This is a genomic window from Tolypothrix sp. FACHB-123 (assembly GCF_014697075.1).
Classification (GTDB): Bacteria; Cyanobacteriota; Cyanobacteriia; order Cyanobacteriales; family Nostocaceae; genus Aulosira.
Genome location: NZ_JACJRE010000001.1, coordinates 170,680 through 188,240 on the forward strand (window position 1 = coordinate 170,680; position 17,561 = coordinate 188,240).

Sequence of the window (17,561 nt, forward strand, 5' to 3'; positions counted from 1 at the left end):
TATCAAGATACTCAATATAAAGATAAAAGTCAAGTATCTCGACATCAAGATATAATTGCTCTATGAACCAAGATCGCATTGATGAAATTATTAGCCAATGGCGGCAAAAATCACCTCATTTGGACGTTTCTGCCTTAGCCGTGGTGGGGCGAGTGCTGCGGATTGCCCGGTTGCTGGAAAAGCATCGGGAAACAGTGCTGACAGAATACGGGCTAAACGTCTGGTCATTTGATGTAGTGGCAACGTTGCGGCGGCAGGGATCTCCTTACCAACTCAAACCGACAGATTTGTATAGCTTGCTGATGCTGTCATCGGGAGCGATGACGAACCGCATTGATCGCCTAGAACAAGACGGTATTGTTCTGCGCCTGCGAGATCCGAGCGATCGCCGCAGTGTGATTGTGCAACTCACTCCCAAAGGCATTCAACTGGCAGATACTATCATGCCCGTTTTGTTAGAGAGCGAACAGAAACTGCTAGCTCAATTCACGACTCCTGATGATGCAGAAACCCTAATTGCATTGTTGCGCCGATTTTTACTGACCCTGGAGAAAACTGTGAAATAACTGAATTTTGAATTAATCCATAGTGGCGTTCGTCACATTAGACTTAGCCATTAGTTAGCAATGCTGATTGCTAACTAATGGCTGGCTGTATGCTTAGGGCGATCGCGGGAAAAATCATGCAAAAGTGCCATCAATGCCGGTACCACTGTCGGGGTGAGGATAGTGGAAAAGGCTAAACCGCCGGTTAAGGCAATTCCTAAACCTTGATACAGTTCAGAACCTTGTCCGGGAAAGATTGCCAGGGGAATCATCCCCAACACACTAGTACCTGCGGACATGAAAATGGGACGCAGGCGATCGCGTGTGGCATTGTACAAGGCTTCATCATACTTTTGCCCTTCATCCTGAAGCTGTAAGACTCGCTCCACAATCAAGATGGCGTTATTTACTACTACCCCAGTCAAAATCAAAAACCCTAATCCGGTAATCATATCCAAAGGTACAATTACCCCAGGAATCCAGTTAGCAAGAACTAGACTCAGTAATGCCCCTGTCAATCCCATTGGGACTGTAGCCATAATTACTAAGGGATAGAGGAAGGAACGATACAGAGCAACCAGGAGCAAATAGGTGATAATCACCGAGAACACAAACGCAGCCGCGAGTTGTCCCACAGTTTCGCCCAGGCGATCGGCAGAGCCAGCCAATTCTACGCGAAATTGCGGCGGTAATTTGCTACGTAATGGTGTCAAAATTTGATTCTCTGTTTGATTGACAAGTTGTCCTAATGGTGCATCTGGAGTCAGGCTCACCGTGAGAGTAGTAGAGCGTTCTAAATCCACATGATTAATTACACCAGGCCCAGTGGTTTCCCGTACAGTTGCCACATCTGCCAGCTGCACTTGTCCCCCTTGGGTAGCGATCGCTTCGGAGTTATTTTCAACTCCTTGCCCTTGGGGAATTCGCGAACTGTACAACGATAATTGGCGTAACTGTTCTGGTGTTTTGACAAAAACATTTTGCAACTGCACAGTTACATCCAATTCTTCCTTACCATCGACAAACTCAGAAGCAAAGCGTCCGCCTAAAGCTGCTTCCACCATTGCCCCTACTTCCGATTCCGACAAACCCACTTCGGCCAGTCGGGCGCGGTTGGGAATAACTTGCAGTTGGGGTGCGCCGTTAACTGAGTTAGAGCGCGCATTGGCGACTCCCGGTAAAGCAGAAATTTGTTGCGTTAACTGTTGTTCTAGCTGCGTGAGTTGTTGCAAATCCGGGCCAATAATTTGCACCTCAAAAGATTTACCCGGATCGTTGAAGATAGGGAAGCGAATCGGGAACATGAATTTATAGCCTGGATAGCCAAAGCTTTTAGCAGTTAAACGTTGTACCATCTCTGCTAGACCGCTACCTGTGGCTGATTCTGGCTTCAAACTAATGCCAATCCCGCGAAATTGGGGAAAGTTGACAAAAAACGTATTGGCAATTTCCGATTGCTGTTTCAGGAATCCTCTAGCAGGTGCAGACAACTCTACTGCCTCTGGCACACTAGTTCCGGGGAAATTCTCGGTTAACCAAAACACAAAGTTGAGGTTGCCTTCTGGTAAATAATCTGCTGGAGGTAGCAAAACAATACTGGAAACCAGCAACACAATGGGAATAGATAATAATACGAGTCTGCGCTTGAGCCGACGCGGCCCCAACGCCCAACCTACCGTTGCCAATAAAAAGCTTTCCAACTTGCTTTGTAAGCGTCGAAACCGGAGCGAAATTTGCATGACCGATCGCTCTAACCAGTTACCGCTACTTTGTAGCTGTAATTGGGAATCGCTGGCGTTTCCTAATTGAAAGGTTTGTTGTGCTTCTGCTGGGTTGAGAAACAAACTCGCTAACATCGGCAGCAATGTCAATGAGGCAAACATCGATAATACAGCCGCCGCCGTAATTGTGATTGCCATATCAACAAATAACTGTGCAACTTCACCGGTCACCAACACCAGCGGTGCAAATACGGCTACGTTAGCTAATGTTGCCGCCAAGATTGCGCCACCAACTTCCTGAGTACCGTCGATGGTTGCTTGCAGACGAGTTTTTCCCTGCTGCATGTGGGTAAAAATGTTTTCAATGACGACGATCGCGTTATCCACTACCATCCCCGCCGCAAATCCCAAGGCTGCCAAACTGATGATGTTGAGCGATCGCCCCAGCACTGCACTGACGATGAACACCACAATCATGGCAATGGGAATGCTAATGGCCACCACCACAACGGTACGCAGCGAACCCAAAAATAACAGCAAAACTGCGATCGCTAACACGCCACCGGTAATCAAATCACCCCGGACGTTAGACACCGACTGCTCAATATAGGTGCTTTCATCGTAGAGAATCTCAAACTCTACCCCTTCACCTTGGCGATCGAATTGCTGCTGTAAGCTGGCTAAAGTGGCGCGGACTCCCTGAGATACTTGGGGTACATTCGCACCTACCCGACGGATAATACCAACACCCGCAGAAGGATCGTCATTGAAGAGAAAGGCGCTGTCCTGGAACTTCCGCCCCATTGCTATCTCAGCCACATCCCCCAGATATACCGTACCGCCATCGTCGCGCCGTAGCACAAAGGTTTTGAGTTGATCTAACTCTTGCGCTCGGTTGACTGTGCGCACCTGATATTCCCGTTTTCCTAGTACCAAGGGGCCGCCGCGAATATCGCGGTTATTGGTTCTCAAGGTATTGGTGATATCAGTGAGGGTGAGATTGCGATCGGATAAAGCTTTAGGATCGACTAATACCTCCACTTCCCGTTCCTGTCCACCGACAATAAAAAACCGACTCGTTCCTTTCACTCGTCGTAGTGCAGGTTCAATCACTTCTTCAATTAGATCACGGTAGCGGTTAGAGTCAGTCTGATAACTTGGTTTGGGCTTGAGGACGATCCACATCATCGGGTTATTGTTACCGCTAGCAACTTGAACATCAGACTCCCCCGCTTCCTCTGGAAGTTGTTCTAGCTGCTGTAATTTGTTTAGTACATTGACGAGGCGAGCATCAACATCTGTACCCCAGTCAAACTTGATTGTGATAGTGCTAATTCCGGATAAACTTTGGCTGGTGATTTCCTCAACGCCTTCGATTTCCTCCAATACATCTTCAATTGGGCGAGTAATCAAATCTTCTACTTCTGCGGGGGCAGCACCGATGTAGGGTGTAGTAATCGTAATTTCTGGGCGATCGCCTCCTGGTTGCAGTTCTAAAGGCAATCTAAATAGGGCAATCAACCCAAACATCGTCAACAGACAGAATAAAACAAAGGTGCCATGTCGCCAACGGACAGAGGTTTCAATAAAGTTCATGAATCTGGCCTCGTGTTTTGTTCAGCAATCTGGACTGGCGCTCCCGGCATCAGGGCTTCACCACCGCGCACCACTACAGGTTGTCCGACTTGTAATTGATCGCTAGAAATTGCCATTGTTTCGCCCATATCCACGACTAATTTCACCTCTACTTGGGTGGCTTTGCCATTAGCAACGGTGTAAACTAGCCAATTTTCATCGCGGCGCACCAAAGCATCGCGAGGGACTACAAAGCTATTCGGATCGACCTGTAATTGTAATTCTGCCGCGATCGCCATTTTGGGTAACAAATTTTGCGGGGGATTTTGTAATCGCACCCTGACCATTTGCCGTCGTGATGCGGCGTTAGCTGCGGGAACCACGCCGCTAATTGTGGCGCGTCTTTGCCAGTTGGGAATAGCACGGGCAGTCAGTTGTACAGGTAAACCAGGGGTAATGCTGCCGCTGAGTTGTTCTGGCAATTCCAGAAAAACATCCAACTCGTTGCTATTTACCAAGGTGAACACCGGATCGCGACTCTCGACTAGATCGCCCACGCTGACTTCTCGCGATCGCACAATTCCCGCCACCGATGCCTTAACTTGCGTCCGCGCTAGGGTAAGTTGTGCCTGATTTACCGCAGAGACGGCGGCGGCGACGCTAGCTTGTTGCGCCGCAATTTCTTCCTGGGTAGGCCCGGCTTTGGCTTCGGCTAGAGCTGCTTGGACTTTCAAGCGTTCTGCTCTGGTAGCATCTACCGCCGCTCTTTCTTCTAATAGCGCTTTTTCACTGATTGCGCCTGCTGTCACCAACTCTTGATAACGTTTGAGGTTCTGCTGTGCTTCCCTTTCCCGTGCTTGCATAGAGCGGAGTTCAGCTTCGCGCTGGGCAATGATTTCCGGTCTGGTGCCTACTTCTAGACGCGCCAGTTCGCTGCGCGCCTGTGCTAGCTTTGCCTTGGCTTCTGCTAATACTAGCTGTTGATCGGCATCGTCTAAGGTAGCGATCGTCATTCCCGGTGTGACGCGATCGCCTACTTCCACAAAAACTCGCTCGACTGTCCCGGCGGTTTGGGTGCGGAGTGTGGCGCTTTTACTGGCTTCTACTTGCCCTAATAACTGGATACGTCTCAGGCCTTCACCACGTTTGAGGGAAATGGTTTCTACGGTTGTGGGCGGAAATCCTTGCGCCATTGGCGCAGATGGGGGTTGAGTGCTAGGAGTTACTGTCCGCCAAACAACTATACCGCCACCCACTAGGAGCAGCAGTCCTAACAGCCCAAGTTGCGATCGGTTGAGACGGCGAAATGGCATGGAAATTTTCATAGTAAACGAAGCACCTGAGATTAGTTGCGGGGTATGGCTGATCAGCTATTCTGCTTTTAAGTTGCACAATCCATCGTGAGGGTTGTTGACTGTTGACTGCCCTTATGAGTAGTTATGCAATTTAGACGCGCATTAGCTTATTTATTGAGATATTGCTTGTGTATCTCGTAGGTGATTGAGCATGGCTTTGGCATGTTCGCTCCAGTTAGGAAACTCTGGTAGTAACGCATAAACCCAAACAATGGCGTGGAGTTGTCGCATCTTGGTATATGGCTCTAGTACGGTAGAGTCAGGCGCGTGGGGATAAGCCGCTCTTCCTTCTTCATCCAGATTGATTAAGTCCCAAGCAATATGCCCTCTGCAAGTATCTTCAAAGTCGTTCCACAGCCATCCTTGTGCAGTAGGGACTAAATTTAAAGCATTGGCATCTCCATGCAATGGTTGTGTGTGATCGCTAGTTAACTGAGGCAATAAGCGCTCGTAAGTCTCTTGCAGCAATGTTAAATCGCTGGTAGTGAGAATATCGCCTGCCTGTTTCAACCGCTCCAATCCGCGGGGAATATCGTTGAGGGGCGGTACTAATAGAGGTAGATCGCCAGGATAATCTTGCAACAGGGCGTGTAATTCCGCCAGCATTCGCCCAATGATTTGCGGTTCTGGCAGGCTATCAGATACTGGTGGGATATATTGCCAAAAGCTCATCAACAACCCGTCATGCTGGTGGGGGATTGCTCTTAAGCGATCGCTTGGCGCAATTACAGGCGCACCCCTTGCAGCCAGAAACTCTGCCACAGAGATTTCCCGCTCCAGCCAAGACTCGATAGGAGAACGAAGTACAGGCGTTAGGGTACTGACACGGGCGACAATTGGTGCTGGGTGTAAATAAACCCGCAACGAATAAGCATTATTTAGCACATAAGGAGATTCAACCTTGATACCATAGGCAGAAGCAACCGATACAGCTGCGGCGACTGCTCTTGCTCTGGCAGTGATTGTGGTACAGTTTGCATTCTGAGATGACATGATGAAGAATTTTTGGTTTGTAGCGTGTAATTCATAAATAGTTGAACAAAATTAAAATCATTCGTGAAGAAAGGGAACATGTTACACAACCTGGTAATCAATTATGTATAAATACTGGAAAAACAAGTATGTTGGTTTATTATATAGCCTGTAGCATGAATGTAGTATATTCTCTAGCCGCCAATTGAGTCGCTCTCAAGAATAGTTTTCTCTAGCATGAGTTAAGCTAATTCCATCTCTGCAAAGGGCGAGATTGGGAACATTGTATTTCCTCTATTTAATAAAGTGTTGCAATAATCTTCTTAGAGTAGCAATTGTCTCCTCCATCTGCTTCACCTGATTGGGTGAAGCAGAAAAATATTTATTAACAGCAACAGAAAACTTCAATCCATAGAGAGATACTGTAAATTCTTCCCCATACCCCCTTGCATAGCGATTGGTTATTTTTTATTAATTGGAAGTCCCTAGGGCAATCGTCAGCAATGTAGCTGCACTCAACGCGGCTATTGTGCGAACATGGTTCCACAGCGTCCAGTTGGTTAGATATCTAGCCCAGAGATTTGCAGCTTCAGTACTATCTGGGTTAGCGATCGCGAGGGCATCATTTAGCGGTACATTAAAGGCAATTGTTACTAGAACTGTACCCACCAGATAGAGCGAGCTACCAACAAGCAAGTAAACTGCACCAGGTTGATGCAACTGTAACAGCGAAGCGATCGCCAAAAACAAACAAGCCAAAGCCGTACCAAACAGCGCTATCATGAACCAGGGATTGATCGCTGTGATATTTATCGATTGCATAGCGATAATGCCTTCTTTTGGCTGAAGTCGAGCCAGTGCACTCATCACAAAAGTCGAGAAGGCAAAGAAGACTCCAGCCACCAATCCGCAACCCAAGATAGCGAACAGTTTTAATGCCAAAGGCAATTGATCGACATTTGTCATAAAACCTTCTATAAATCAGTTTCCTTTAGTTTAGGAAAACAATAGATTTCTTACTATCTGATTTTTGTGCCTGCAATTGTACTGCGATCTACTTACTTTGAACGCTAAGCTAGTGCGCGTCTAAATTGCATAACTACTAATAAGATCAGTCAACAGTCAACAGTCAACAGCCCTCACGATGGATTGATGTAACTTAAAAGAATGGTAGTTTATCTTAAATTATGTAGCCGCACCTGTTAATTTTTGTAAATAGGTAACTTATGCAGCGCGAATTTGCCAGTCGAGATGAATTAATAGCTTATCTCAAGGAACAATTCCCCCAAGCCACAGAACGTGACGATTGTATCAGCAATACAGTCGGAGGAAGAAAAGCCGCGAAAAAAGCCTTACAAAAGGTTGAACCTGGTTTATATGCAAAAACACGCAATTTTTTAACAGGTAATGTCACTCAGCTTTCACCATATATCCGTTATGGAGTTTTGAGTTTGCGAGAAATTCGTGATTATGTACTGGATAAAGTCCAAAACCGTGATGACGCAACAAAACTAATTAACGAATTAGGTTGGCGAGATTACTGGCAAAGACTATATGCCAAACTAGGAAATAATATTTGGCAAGACCAAGAAGAATACAAAACAGGCTACACCATAGCAGAATACTCGCTCCTGTTACCCCAAGATATTAAAGATGGTAATACAGGCTTAGTTTGCATCGATAACTTTAGTCGAGAACTGCGAGAAACTGGCTATTTACATAACCATATGCGAATGTGGTTAGCCGCTTATATTGTTCATTGGCGACGTATTTGCTGGCAAGCCGGTGCGAAATGGTTTTTAGAACATTTATTAGATGGCGATCCTGCCAGTAATAATATGTCATGGCAATGGGTAGCCAGCACCTTTAGTCATAAACCTTATTTTTTCAACCGCGAGAATTTAGAACGCTACACCAAAGGATTGTATTGTCAAAAATGTCCTCTTTACGGTCATTGTGACTTTGAAGGTAGCTATGAAGAATTAGAACAACGCTTATTTCCTAAAGGAGAATTTACTAAAAAACCTAACAGTCAAAGTTGGCAAAAAGGGAAGAAGAAATAGGAATTTGGCATGGGGCATGGGGCATTGGGCATTGTGATAATAACTAATGACAACTGACAACTGACAAGTGTACGGGCGGGTTCACGGATATCTTCGCCGATCAACGATGATCTAAATAAACCCGCCCCTACTGACAACTGACAACTGACAACTAACAATTGACAAATGACTAACCAAATAATTTGGATACATGGCGACTGTTTGAGTCCTCATAACCCGGCTTTACAAGCATACCCAGATGCGCCTGCAATTTGGGTTTGGGATGATGCTTTGATAGAAGAATGGCAACTTAGTCTCAAGCGACTGACTTTTATTTATGAATGCTTGCTAGAGTTACCTGTAGAAATTCGTCGCGGTAAGGTAGCGCAAGAAATTTTAACTTTTGCCCAAGAAAATAACGCTGATTTAGTAGTAACAGCCGATAGTCCTAGTCCTCGCTTTCATCATATCTGTGATGAACTTGAGCGTTCTTTAAATTTAGAAGTGTTTGAGGTAGAACCGTTTTTTGATTACGACGGATATATTGACCTCAAACGTTTCTCTCGCTATTGGAAGGTAGCAGAAAAGTATGTTTTTGAATAATCCGTTGAGGATTTGTGAAATATTAGATTTATGGTTGTTGACTGTTAACAGTCAACTGTCAACAGTTAACAGCCCTGATTAGTAGTTATGCAATCTAGACGCCCATTAGCTTATATATTTATTTCTCCACAGATGTGAGTTTTAAAGGATACAATGGTTCAGATCCATTTAATTGCCAAATTCTCAATACTAATACAGCAGCTACAGTGAGCCAGACACAAGAAAATGATAAAATCATGCCCGCTACTGGGTTAGTTTGCCAATAAACTGCCGTCACTACCACAGCAGATAACCAAGGCCCTAAAATAACTACAGGAACAGCAGCACCTAATCTCCGTTCTACAGTAAAAATCGTATTCCAAGTATCGCCTAAAGCCAGATGTACTACAAACAAAATTAAAGGTAGTACTAAAAATTGGTGATTCATTTGTTGCCAAACCAATACAGAAGAAATTACCCGCAAAACAGCAATTACCATCCAAACTATGGGAAATACTAAAGGTGGTGGCGACCATCTTGGTCGAATTACTTGGTCATAGGTCTGACGAGAACGGGTATTATCTAAAAGAGAAAAAATTCGCGAACGTATGCTTAATAAAGCAAAAAATAATCCAGCCAATACAGTGCTAACCCAACTGGGGAAGTCAAAATTATTATCAATTAATTTTACTAATTTTTCCATTCCCAGTAACGCAAGAATCATTGCTCCTATTTGGAGGATAGTTCCAATTTTATAAACTACAACTGCTCTCATATCTAGTGCTTTTGTGGTAGCTATTGATGTATTGGGATACTGTTGTTGATTTCCCGTTTTTACACCCATAACTGTATTGACAAACTTTTCTAGTATGCTACTACTATTTGATTGATTCATAACTAAGAGATTAGCCGTAGTTCGTAATTAACAACAATCAATCATTATACGCTTGTCTCATGCCCAAAAAATAATTGCTTTCACAAAATATTGCTATCATCAGAAGTTCAGTTCTAATTTTGAGGACTAAAGTTCTGACTATAAATTCAATATTAATATGCCAGGTGCGTAAGTTCTAACTATGAATAGCTTCAAAAACAACCACAATCACAGCAATAATATTACCCAAAGTCCCAGTTTACAAGAAAGGCTGGGTTATGTATCGGGATTAATTTTCCTGTTAGTATTAGCTTTGTTAGTTAGAGAAGGAAAGCTGTTTAATTCAGCAGAAAATTTGCCGAATAAATCTGAAATTGCTCACAATACAGCAGAATTTATTGGTAAATCGGTGAGTATTAGAAGCAGAGTAATGGAAAAAATTGGTCTGAGTTCTTTTACTGTCAGCGATCAACGATTGTTTGGCGGCGAACCTCTTGTAGTTGTGAATGCTTCAAGTATACCTTTCGATCTACCAGTTAAAAAAAATATAGAAATTTACGTTACAGGTCAAGTTCGTAATTTAGCGATCGCCAAAATTGAGCAAGAATTTAATCTCAAACTAGAGGATAAATATTATAAAGATTACATTAACAAACCTGCAATTATTGCTCAATATATTGCCCTATCACCCCCACCTGGACGAATCACCCAGAATCCTGAAGAATATTCTGGTCGTCAAGTTACAGTCACAGGGAAAGTAGCAAATATCCGCAGTTCAATTTTATTAACACTAGATGATAATCAATTATTTGGTGGTCAAGATTTACTAGTGTTATTAACCGCACCACCCAAAGACTCAATTAACCAAGGTCAGACAGTATCAGTGATGGGTGAAGTACGTCTGTTTGTTGCAGCTGAAATTGAGCGAGAGTACAACTTTACTTGGAGTATGGATGCGAAAAAACAGTTAGATTCTGAGTACGCGAATAGACCTGTTGTAGTGGCGGAAAATGTCTACCCTTCTTAAGAATTGTTAGTAAATTAATTTACTCAGTTTATCCAGGTTACTAAGTTTTGTTCTAAAATTTGTACAAACCCAATGGCAATTTGAATTAAAGGCCAGCCTACTAAACAGATAAAAGCTGCTCGTTGAGTAGTAATATCTAATCCTTGGCGGACAGCAACAATTACTGCTAATAAACTCCACACTGCCAAGATTAGCTCAATTGGTCGTCCAAGTAAGGGAATCAGGGTTAAAAAATTCAGGACTTGCGGTGCATAAGCAAAGCCTATGGGTACAAGTAAGTCACCGTAGGTAGGATCGATAGGTTTGAGCCATTGCCCAATTTTCCAAATTGTGAATGTCCAAAAATAGTAGCCGACAACAACAGCGATCGCATCAATCGTCAGACCAATTAAAAGTACAAAAATAGTAGCTCTATTAATTAATAAAATTACGCCACTACCTATGGCGTGAGAAATAGCAGCCAAAATGACAATGCTTAGGCCTAACCTGCGGTTTCGCTGTGTATTGCGAGCATTTTCATAGAAGTCGCCATTCAAAGCTAAAGCATACCGCAGCGTACTACATAAACCTGGCTTTGATGTGATTTTATTACTACTCATTTTTTCTAACTTACGAAAGATGACAGATGACTAAAAGCATAATTTTATAAAATAAGCTATCAAAAATCAAAGTTTTAAGCTCAATATGATTTTACTAACTATAGCAATCCTAAATGATTTGTGAAATATTATATGTAGGGTTGTTGACTGTTGACTGTTAACGGTTAATAGTCAACAGCCAAAACCGATATTTTTCACAACTGAAATAGGAGCGCTATATATAAAACAATAATCATCACATGCGTAAGATTGGCGGACAAATATTGGTATGGTTACAAAATGGCACATCAAAGCTGTTGATTTTAGCAGGAATTATACTTCTGGTTTGGGGAACTGTTGCCCCTGTTGGCACTTTGGTCTGGTGGATAAGTCAAAGTTCTGAAAGCCTAGGTATCAAGAAAAATTCCGCGAAAAAATTACCTGAAAATAACCGTTTGCGGAAATTTGATAAGTCAAAAAATATCGATTGCTATATAGTTTTTTTACCAGGAGTAGGGGATTTCTCCGCTAATGAATTAACTCCAGGCGAAGAATTTTTTCTCGATAAATTAGAGCAAATTCATCGTAATTGTGTAACAGTACGCGATGTTTTTCCTTATTCTGCTGCTAACGAAAGTTTAGGAGGACAAAGATTATTAGCACCTCTATGGAGCGCAGCCGAAAATGCAGATGGTTGGCTTTCTAATACAGATATTTTCATCAAAATTCGTAATCTCTGGCGGTTTGCAATTTCTGCCGATGACCGCTATGGACATATTTATAACTCAGGAATTGCGAATGCGATCGTTAATCGCATGGATGCTGTATATCCTATACCTGAAAACCCTAAACAAAACTTGAAACTGATTTTAGTGGGAACCAGCGGCGGAGTACAAGTCGCTCTGGGTGCAGCTTCTCATCTCGACCAATGGCTCAATGCTCAATTAATTGTTGTCTCCATCGGTGGTGATTTTGATGGTGAAGAAGGCTTTGATGCAGTTGAGCATGTGTACCAACTAGTAGGCGAGAGAGATTGGATTGAAGATATTAGCAAGATTTTATTTGCTTCACGCTGGCCAATCACCGTAGGTTCGCCATTCAATCAAGCTCGTCTTGCGGGACGTTATACCGTTGTGCAGACAGGCCCTCATGCTCATAGCGGTTCTCAAGGCTATTTTGGTACCACAAAAATCAAACAAAGTCAGACAACTTATGTAGAATTAACACTCAAAAAAGTGAATCAACTGCCAATTTGGTCTAATGAAAAAATATCAGCACCCAGGTGAGAAATTAAAATCTGAATGTAGTCCGAATCAGGCCTGTATAGATGGTGTCGTTATTGCTATTATGTTCGGGATTAAATATCACAATCAAACCTGGTGTAATCGAGAGATTGTTATTCACTTGATAACGATATAAAGCCTCTAAATGGAAGGAAGTATTAGTGTCTATACGTCTGTCTGGTACAAGATTAGTCGCACTAACGCTATTATTGCCAAAGTCGTTACTAGTTACCTTGGGTGGTTGTCCAAAGATAATACCCCCAAGATTACCCTTTTTACCCAAGTCTGGGAAGGCTAAAGTCACCGCCCAGTTCCAAATGTCGGCTTGATCGCCACGATTCACATTAGCACCAGAACTATTTTCCGCGATCGCTTGTGTATATCCTACCCAACCAGCGAGGGTAAATTGAGGGCTGAAACGATAGTTGGCTTGTAGTCCATAGTGATTGCTGGTCGTGTTGACTGGAGTAGTAGCGCTAGAGTTGAAGGGATTATTTGCAAATGCACTACCATAGGAACCCGAAACTACCACATCACCATCATTGTTAGCACCTCTGAGGTAGGAGTGTGCATAAGTTAAACCTAGAGTAAAGTCTTTATTTGGTTGAAACGCCAATTGTGCTAAAGCGCCATAACTCCCATCAAATAGGCCTTTACCGTTACTCGGATCGTTTGCTCTGCGAGCGAGATAACCACCTGATAAGGTAATGCTGTCACTCAACTTAAAAATCGCACTGATACCTGAACCGATATTGCTACCAGAGCCAGTATTACTAGCGCGATAAATTGGCGAAAAACGACCAAAACGAGACAATGAACCAACGGGAGTAGAAGACAACAAGGGATTAAAAGTATTGAAGTTGTCGTAAAACTCGCCACCAATAGCATCAACAATCACGTTGAGGCGATCGCCTACAGGAAAGCGATAATATAACTTACCCATCTGAACGCTGTTATCAGCATTATTGGTAGTGTCCCAAGAGTTGCGAGTCATGTTTGTCCCGGTGACAGCACCACTAAAAGCAATGGTGTTGTTAGCTTCTAAACGGGTAAATAATTGGTCTTTACCAGTAAAGCTAGTAACGAAATTGATGCGGATGCGATCGCTCAACGTGGCTCTATCTTGCAGCCTCCGTCCACCGGATGCAGCATACTGATTGTTAGCAAAAGTTTCTCTAGTTGCGCCTGCGGGACGAGCGTTAATTTCATTCCACACATCTGAGTTTAAAGCGCGATCGCCACCAAACACACTACCAAGACTGATAATCACTTCTGCATTTAACTTGGTAGTGGTAGAAAATTGTTGACTTTCCAAGGTTGCTGTACGACCTTCTAAGCCATCCATCCTTCCCCGCAGTTCTGTTAGCCCATCAGCAAACTCTTGTTGTAATTTTTGCAATGTTTCTAAGTCTTGCTTAGTTACTAAGTCGGCTGTAGCAGTTGCAATCAGTTCGTTGACTCGATTCAAACAAGCATTCAAACCTGCTGCAAATTCATAGCGTGTCAGCGCCCGATTTCCACGAAAGCTACTATCTGGATATCCAGCAATACAACCATAGCGCTCAACCAAAGATTGCAAAGCACCAAAGGCCCAATCTGTGGGTTGGACATCAGAAAGTTGCGATACTGATGTCACCTGCTCCATTGCAGAGTTGGACTGTTCTATATTGTCATCAGACAGTTGCTGACTCTGTTGGGATAGTTCATTCTGTGACTCATCTAGTTGGCTATTTCCTAGCACTGGATTTGCTGATGCAGCTTTAGCTGACATCATTGTAGCTAGCATGAATAAAAAAGAAGACCGTACAAAAGTGGACATTACCCTCACACCTCAAATCTATTCAAATCACCAAATATATTGGTATAGGTGGCAAGAATAATACCAATATTGTTGGCTAAAATCAATTGTATTAAATAGGCAAATCCTGACTTTATCAAATCTTTACGCAATCAAATCGGCTAGATCTCTAGCCTTAGGCGATCGCTACAGCATCACAAGCTTAAATTCATAGTAGTATGATTACCAACCTAATTATGTTGATTGGGTTGGTAACCCTACCTGAAGTATCAGCTTGCAACTTTTCTAACTCTCGAAAAAATGGGCGAACTGGGAGTACTGATTTAAAAGTCTCTCAAGATTCCATCAAAATTAAGCTGAGGGGATCGAGACGCAAATACCAAGGAAAAGGCTGATCTTTAATTGTTACCCATTTTTCTTTAAAGACTTCTGCTTGCAAATGGTAGTCTTGAGGATTATTAGCAGCAGAATGCAGTTTTAAAAATAAAGTCATGCGGTGTGGTGTTTCACTAGTTCTGACTAACCAACAAGGAAAAGTATTTTCCTGATTAGGGTCTTTGGTAAAGCTGATGTGATGGGCACGAATACCAACATAAGATATATTTTGAGGCATCGCTGCCATAATTTTCAGCTGACAACCCCAATCAAGAGCTTCAATCAAACCCGATCGCAATAGCTGCGCCTGTGAAAAGTTCTTACAACCGGTGATTTGCGCAACGCTCACGGTGCTAGGATGCTCAAAAATATCGTATTTAGAACCATATTGCACAGCTCGACCATGTTCTAAAACCAACAAATTAGGGCAAACTCGGTAAGCTTCTTCCATATTATGGGTGACAAACAAAGCCACGCCTTGATAATCAGCTAAAGTTGCGGTCATTTGCTGTTCTAATTGACTCCGCAGGTGGGTATCGAGTGCAGAGAAAGGCTCATCTAATAGTAATGCTTGAGGTTTCGAGGCTAATGCTCTAGCCAAAGCTACACGTTGTTGCTGACCTCCAGAAAGTTGGTGCGGATAGCGATCGCCTAATCCTTGCAACTGCATAGCTAATAATTGCTCTTCTATCTGTAAGCGGATACTACCCTTAGATAGTCCTTTGGGTAAGGCAAAAGCAATATTTTGTGCCACAGTCATGTGGGGGAATAAAGCATAATTCTGCACTAAAAACCCGATGTGGCGATCGCGACTGGGCAGATTAATTCTTTGTTCGGAATCAAACAATACTTTACCATTAAGGACAATTCGTCCTTTGGTTGGTGTTTCTATCCCCGCAAGACAACGCAGAATCATGCTTTTACCAGCACCAGAACCTCCCAACAATCCTAAGGTTTGCTCGTCGGTATTAAAAGCTACTTCCAGATGAAAACTCGGCAGTGTTTTTGCGATATCTAAACTTAATCCCACAGTCGAAGATATTTTAGGGGACACAGAGGCTTCATTAACTTGTGTGCTTTTTTTGCGTATCCTTATTTCCCTGTGTCCTCGCCGCCCTTTTTCTCTAGACTCTTGCCAAAAGTTGACACCAATAATTCCCGATAGGGAAATTGCCATAATTACAATCGACCAAAACCAAGCTTCATCCATAGCTCCGGCTTCCACAGCAAAATAAATTGCCATTGGAATCGTTTGCGTTTGTCCGGGAATGTTACCAGCCAGCATCAGCGTCGCCCCGAATTCACCCAAAGCACGGGCAAAAGCCAGAGTTGTCGCGGCTAAAATTCCCGGTAGTGCTAACGGTAAACTAATTCGCCAAAAAATTGTCGATTCCTTTGCTCCCAGAGTTCTGGCTACCCGCAGGAGATTACTATCAATTTGTTCAAAAGCTCCAAGCGCAGTTTTATACATTAAAGGAAAAGAAACCACCGTAGCTGCGATCGCTGCACCATACCAAGTAAAAACAATGCTGAAGTCCAAGGGCTGCATGAGTTTTCCTACAGGCCCGTTTTTCCCAAAAAATAGCAATAACAAAAAACCAACCACTGTAGGAGGTAAAATCAGTGGTGCCACAAAGATCCCCTCAATCAGTGATTTTGCTTTGCCTCGATATCCTAGCATCCAATAGGCAGCAGTAATACCTAAAAAGAAAGTAATAAATGTGGCAAGTAATGAAGTTTTTAGTGATATCCACAGGGGCGATAAATCCGGTGCCATAGTTTTTTGCTGAAAAATGTAGTGAATTAGAGCTAGTTTGAATGGGTGCATTCCATGCTCAAACAGCCCTGTGAAAATTTCTTTTGTTAACTACCAGCTACGATAAATCCCTGTTTTTCAAACACTGTTTTGGCTTCATTACCTGATAAAAATTGCACAAAATCCTTAGCAGCATCGACATTTTTACTGCTTTTGAGGACTGCAATGGGATAAACGATAGGAGAATGAGTGTTTTGGGATGCCGTGGCGACAATTTTTACTTTTGGGGTACTTTTAGCATCTGAGAAGTAAACCAACCCCGCATCAGCATTACCTGATTCTACGTAATTGAGAGCTTGACGAACGTCTTTAGCGTAAACTGCCTTGCCTTTAACCTGGTCAAGAATTTTTAATGAAGTTAAGACTTGTTGAGCGTAAACTCCAGCCGGGACACTTTTGGGTTCGCCTAGAGCAATCTTTTTAATGCTTGGTGAAGATAAGTCTTTAAAATCAGTGATCACTGGAGAATTTTGAGGTGCAATCAACACTATTTGATTTTTCAACAAATCCTTGCGAGTTTCATTAACTAATAAACCTTTTTGCTGTAAAGCATCTATCTGTTTAGTTGCAGCTGAGATAAATACGTCAACCCTTGCGCCTTGTTCAATTTGTTGCTGTAAAGCACCCGACGAACCAAAGTTGTATATCAGATTGACATTTGGCTTTTGTTTGCTGTACAGAGGCTTGATTTCATCCATTGCATCTTTGAGGCTAGCAGCTGCTGATATTGTTAAACTTGCTGTTTGTGCTGCTGGGCTAGCAGTTGAAGATGGGTTAGGTGTCGTCGTTGGGCTACAGCTGACAATGAGTAGGAACGAAATTAATACCCAACTCACAAAAGTCAGGATGGGTTTATTAATCATTTGAAACCTCTCAAGCATTTTTTCTTAATTCATAATTTACCAACCTATTACCCTAGAATCCAAAAAAATTGGTACAAGATTTACCAATTGTCAGGGTTTCATTACCAAAATTGCTGGTAGTCATCACCTAAACTAGGGCAAAAAGTTGATCAATC

General features: G+C 43.0%; 14 protein-coding genes. 5 read left to right on the forward strand and 9 right to left on the reverse strand.

All coding sequences use genetic code 11. The features are described from left to right. Positions 1-62: 62 nt before the first annotated feature. Complete coding sequence (locus H6G41_RS00615; RefSeq protein WP_190742651.1) at positions 63-566, forward strand: MarR family winged helix-turn-helix transcriptional regulator; 504 nt, start codon at positions 63-65, stop codon at positions 564-566. A gap of 74 nt (positions 567-640) precedes the next feature. On the opposite strand, the gene H6G41_RS00620 is transcribed toward H6G41_RS00615, so the two are convergent. The 4 genes from H6G41_RS00620 to H6G41_RS00635 form a co-directional block, all read right to left on the reverse strand. After that, positions 641-3,862: an efflux RND transporter permease subunit gene (locus H6G41_RS00620; RefSeq protein ID WP_190742653.1), complete on the reverse strand. Its 3,222-nt coding sequence runs from the start codon at positions 3,860-3,862 to the stop codon at positions 641-643. Then, positions 3,859-5,166 (reverse strand): efflux RND transporter periplasmic adaptor subunit, encoded by a 1,308-nt coding sequence (locus H6G41_RS00625; protein ID WP_190742655.1) that lies wholly within the window; start codon positions 5,164-5,166, stop codon positions 3,859-3,861. Before H6G41_RS00625 ends, H6G41_RS00620 begins: the two co-directional genes overlap by 4 nt. A gap of 141 nt (positions 5,167-5,307) precedes the next feature. Continuing rightward, the gene (locus tag H6G41_RS00630) at positions 5,308-6,189 is read right to left on the reverse strand and encodes an aminoglycoside phosphotransferase family protein (RefSeq protein WP_190742656.1); all 882 of its coding nucleotides are present in this window, start codon (positions 6,187-6,189) and stop codon (positions 5,308-5,310) included. Positions 6,190-6,639: 450 nt separating this feature from the next. Beyond that, the gene (locus H6G41_RS00635; protein WP_190742658.1) at positions 6,640-7,134 is read right to left on the reverse strand and encodes an anthrone oxygenase family protein; all 495 of its coding nucleotides are present in this window, start codon (positions 7,132-7,134) and stop codon (positions 6,640-6,642) included. A 260-nt stretch (positions 7,135-7,394) separates the two neighbouring features. Here H6G41_RS00635 and H6G41_RS00640 point away from each other — a divergent pair, with 260 nt between their 5' ends. Further along, positions 7,395-8,231, forward strand: a complete 837-nt coding sequence (locus tag H6G41_RS00640; RefSeq protein WP_190742660.1) for an FAD-binding domain-containing protein — start codon at positions 7,395-7,397, stop codon at positions 8,229-8,231. Between the two features lie 165 nt (positions 8,232-8,396). Then, positions 8,397-8,813, forward strand: coding sequence for a hypothetical protein (locus tag H6G41_RS00645; protein WP_190742662.1), 417 nt, complete (start codon positions 8,397-8,399; stop codon positions 8,811-8,813). A 118-nt stretch (positions 8,814-8,931) separates the two neighbouring features. Here the strand turns inward: H6G41_RS00645 and H6G41_RS00650 are convergent, their stop codons facing one another. Continuing rightward, complete coding sequence (locus H6G41_RS00650; RefSeq protein ID WP_190742664.1) at positions 8,932-9,687, reverse strand: TspO/MBR family protein; 756 nt, start codon at positions 9,685-9,687, stop codon at positions 8,932-8,934. A gap of 181 nt (positions 9,688-9,868) precedes the next feature. On the opposite strand from H6G41_RS00650, the gene H6G41_RS00655 reads away from it, so the two are divergent. After that, positions 9,869-10,693 (forward strand): hypothetical protein, encoded by an 825-nt coding sequence (locus tag H6G41_RS00655; protein ID WP_242037767.1) that lies wholly within the window; start codon positions 9,869-9,871, stop codon positions 10,691-10,693. A 23-nt stretch (positions 10,694-10,716) separates the two neighbouring features. On the opposite strand, the gene H6G41_RS00660 is transcribed toward H6G41_RS00655, so the two are convergent. After that, the gene (locus H6G41_RS00660; protein WP_190742667.1) at positions 10,717-11,292 is read right to left on the reverse strand and encodes a YIP1 family protein; all 576 of its coding nucleotides are present in this window, start codon (positions 11,290-11,292) and stop codon (positions 10,717-10,719) included. A 239-nt stretch (positions 11,293-11,531) separates the two neighbouring features. On the opposite strand from H6G41_RS00660, the gene H6G41_RS00665 reads away from it, so the two are divergent. After that, positions 11,532-12,557 carry a hypothetical protein gene (locus H6G41_RS00665; protein ID WP_190742669.1) on the forward strand — a complete coding sequence of 342 codons (1,026 nt, stop codon included), beginning with the start codon at positions 11,532-11,534 and terminating at the stop codon, positions 12,555-12,557. 4 nt (positions 12,558-12,561) lie between these two features. On the opposite strand, the gene H6G41_RS00670 is transcribed toward H6G41_RS00665, so the two are convergent. The 3 genes from H6G41_RS00670 to modA form a co-directional block, all read right to left on the reverse strand. After that, the gene (locus H6G41_RS00670; protein WP_190742671.1) at positions 12,562-14,373 is read right to left on the reverse strand and encodes an iron uptake porin; all 1,812 of its coding nucleotides are present in this window, start codon (positions 14,371-14,373) and stop codon (positions 12,562-12,564) included. A gap of 313 nt (positions 14,374-14,686) precedes the next feature. Continuing rightward, entirely contained in the window at positions 14,687-16,504 is a 1,818-nt protein-coding gene (modB, locus tag H6G41_RS00675) for a molybdate ABC transporter permease subunit (RefSeq protein ID WP_190742673.1), read from the reverse strand. An 86-nt stretch (positions 16,505-16,590) separates the two neighbouring features. Beyond that, on the reverse strand, positions 16,591-17,406 hold the full coding sequence (gene modA / locus H6G41_RS00680; RefSeq protein WP_190742675.1) for a molybdate ABC transporter substrate-binding protein: 816 nt from the start codon (positions 17,404-17,406) through the stop codon (positions 16,591-16,593). Positions 17,407-17,561: the final 155 nt, after the last annotated feature.

Excerpts from the sequence above, each read along its gene's own strand:
- H6G41_RS00665 (WP_190742669.1), top strand. The coding sequence starts at position 11,532 with ATGCGTAAGATTGGCGGACAAATATTGGTATGGTTACAAAATGGCACA.
- H6G41_RS00640 (WP_190742660.1), top strand. The coding sequence starts at position 7,395 with ATGCAGCGCGAATTTGCCAGTCGAGATGAATTAATAGCTTATCTCAAG.
- H6G41_RS00650 (WP_190742664.1), bottom strand. The coding sequence starts at position 9,687 with ATGAATCAATCAAATAGTAGTAGCATACTAGAAAAGTTTGTCAATACA.
- H6G41_RS00635 (WP_190742658.1), bottom strand. The coding sequence starts at position 7,134 with ATGACAAATGTCGATCAATTGCCTTTGGCATTAAAACTGTTCGCTATC.
- H6G41_RS00670 (WP_190742671.1), bottom strand. The coding sequence starts at position 14,373 with ATGTCCACTTTTGTACGGTCTTCTTTTTTATTCATGCTAGCTACAATG.
- H6G41_RS00615 (WP_190742651.1), top strand. The coding sequence starts at position 63 with ATGAACCAAGATCGCATTGATGAAATTATTAGCCAATGGCGGCAAAAA.
- H6G41_RS00655 (WP_242037767.1), top strand. The coding sequence starts at position 9,869 with ATGAATAGCTTCAAAAACAACCACAATCACAGCAATAATATTACCCAA.
- modA (WP_190742675.1), bottom strand. The coding sequence starts at position 17,406 with ATGATTAATAAACCCATCCTGACTTTTGTGAGTTGGGTATTAATTTCG.
- H6G41_RS00660 (WP_190742667.1), bottom strand. The coding sequence starts at position 11,292 with ATGAGTAGTAATAAAATCACATCAAAGCCAGGTTTATGTAGTACGCTG.
- H6G41_RS00630 (WP_190742656.1), bottom strand. The coding sequence starts at position 6,189 with ATGTCATCTCAGAATGCAAACTGTACCACAATCACTGCCAGAGCAAGA.
- modB (WP_190742673.1), bottom strand. The coding sequence starts at position 16,504 with ATGGCACCGGATTTATCGCCCCTGTGGATATCACTAAAAACTTCATTA.
- H6G41_RS00645 (WP_190742662.1), top strand. The coding sequence starts at position 8,397 with ATGACTAACCAAATAATTTGGATACATGGCGACTGTTTGAGTCCTCAT.
- H6G41_RS00625 (WP_190742655.1), bottom strand. The coding sequence starts at position 5,166 with ATGAAAATTTCCATGCCATTTCGCCGTCTCAACCGATCGCAACTTGGG.
- H6G41_RS00620 (WP_190742653.1), bottom strand. The coding sequence starts at position 3,862 with ATGAACTTTATTGAAACCTCTGTCCGTTGGCGACATGGCACCTTTGTT.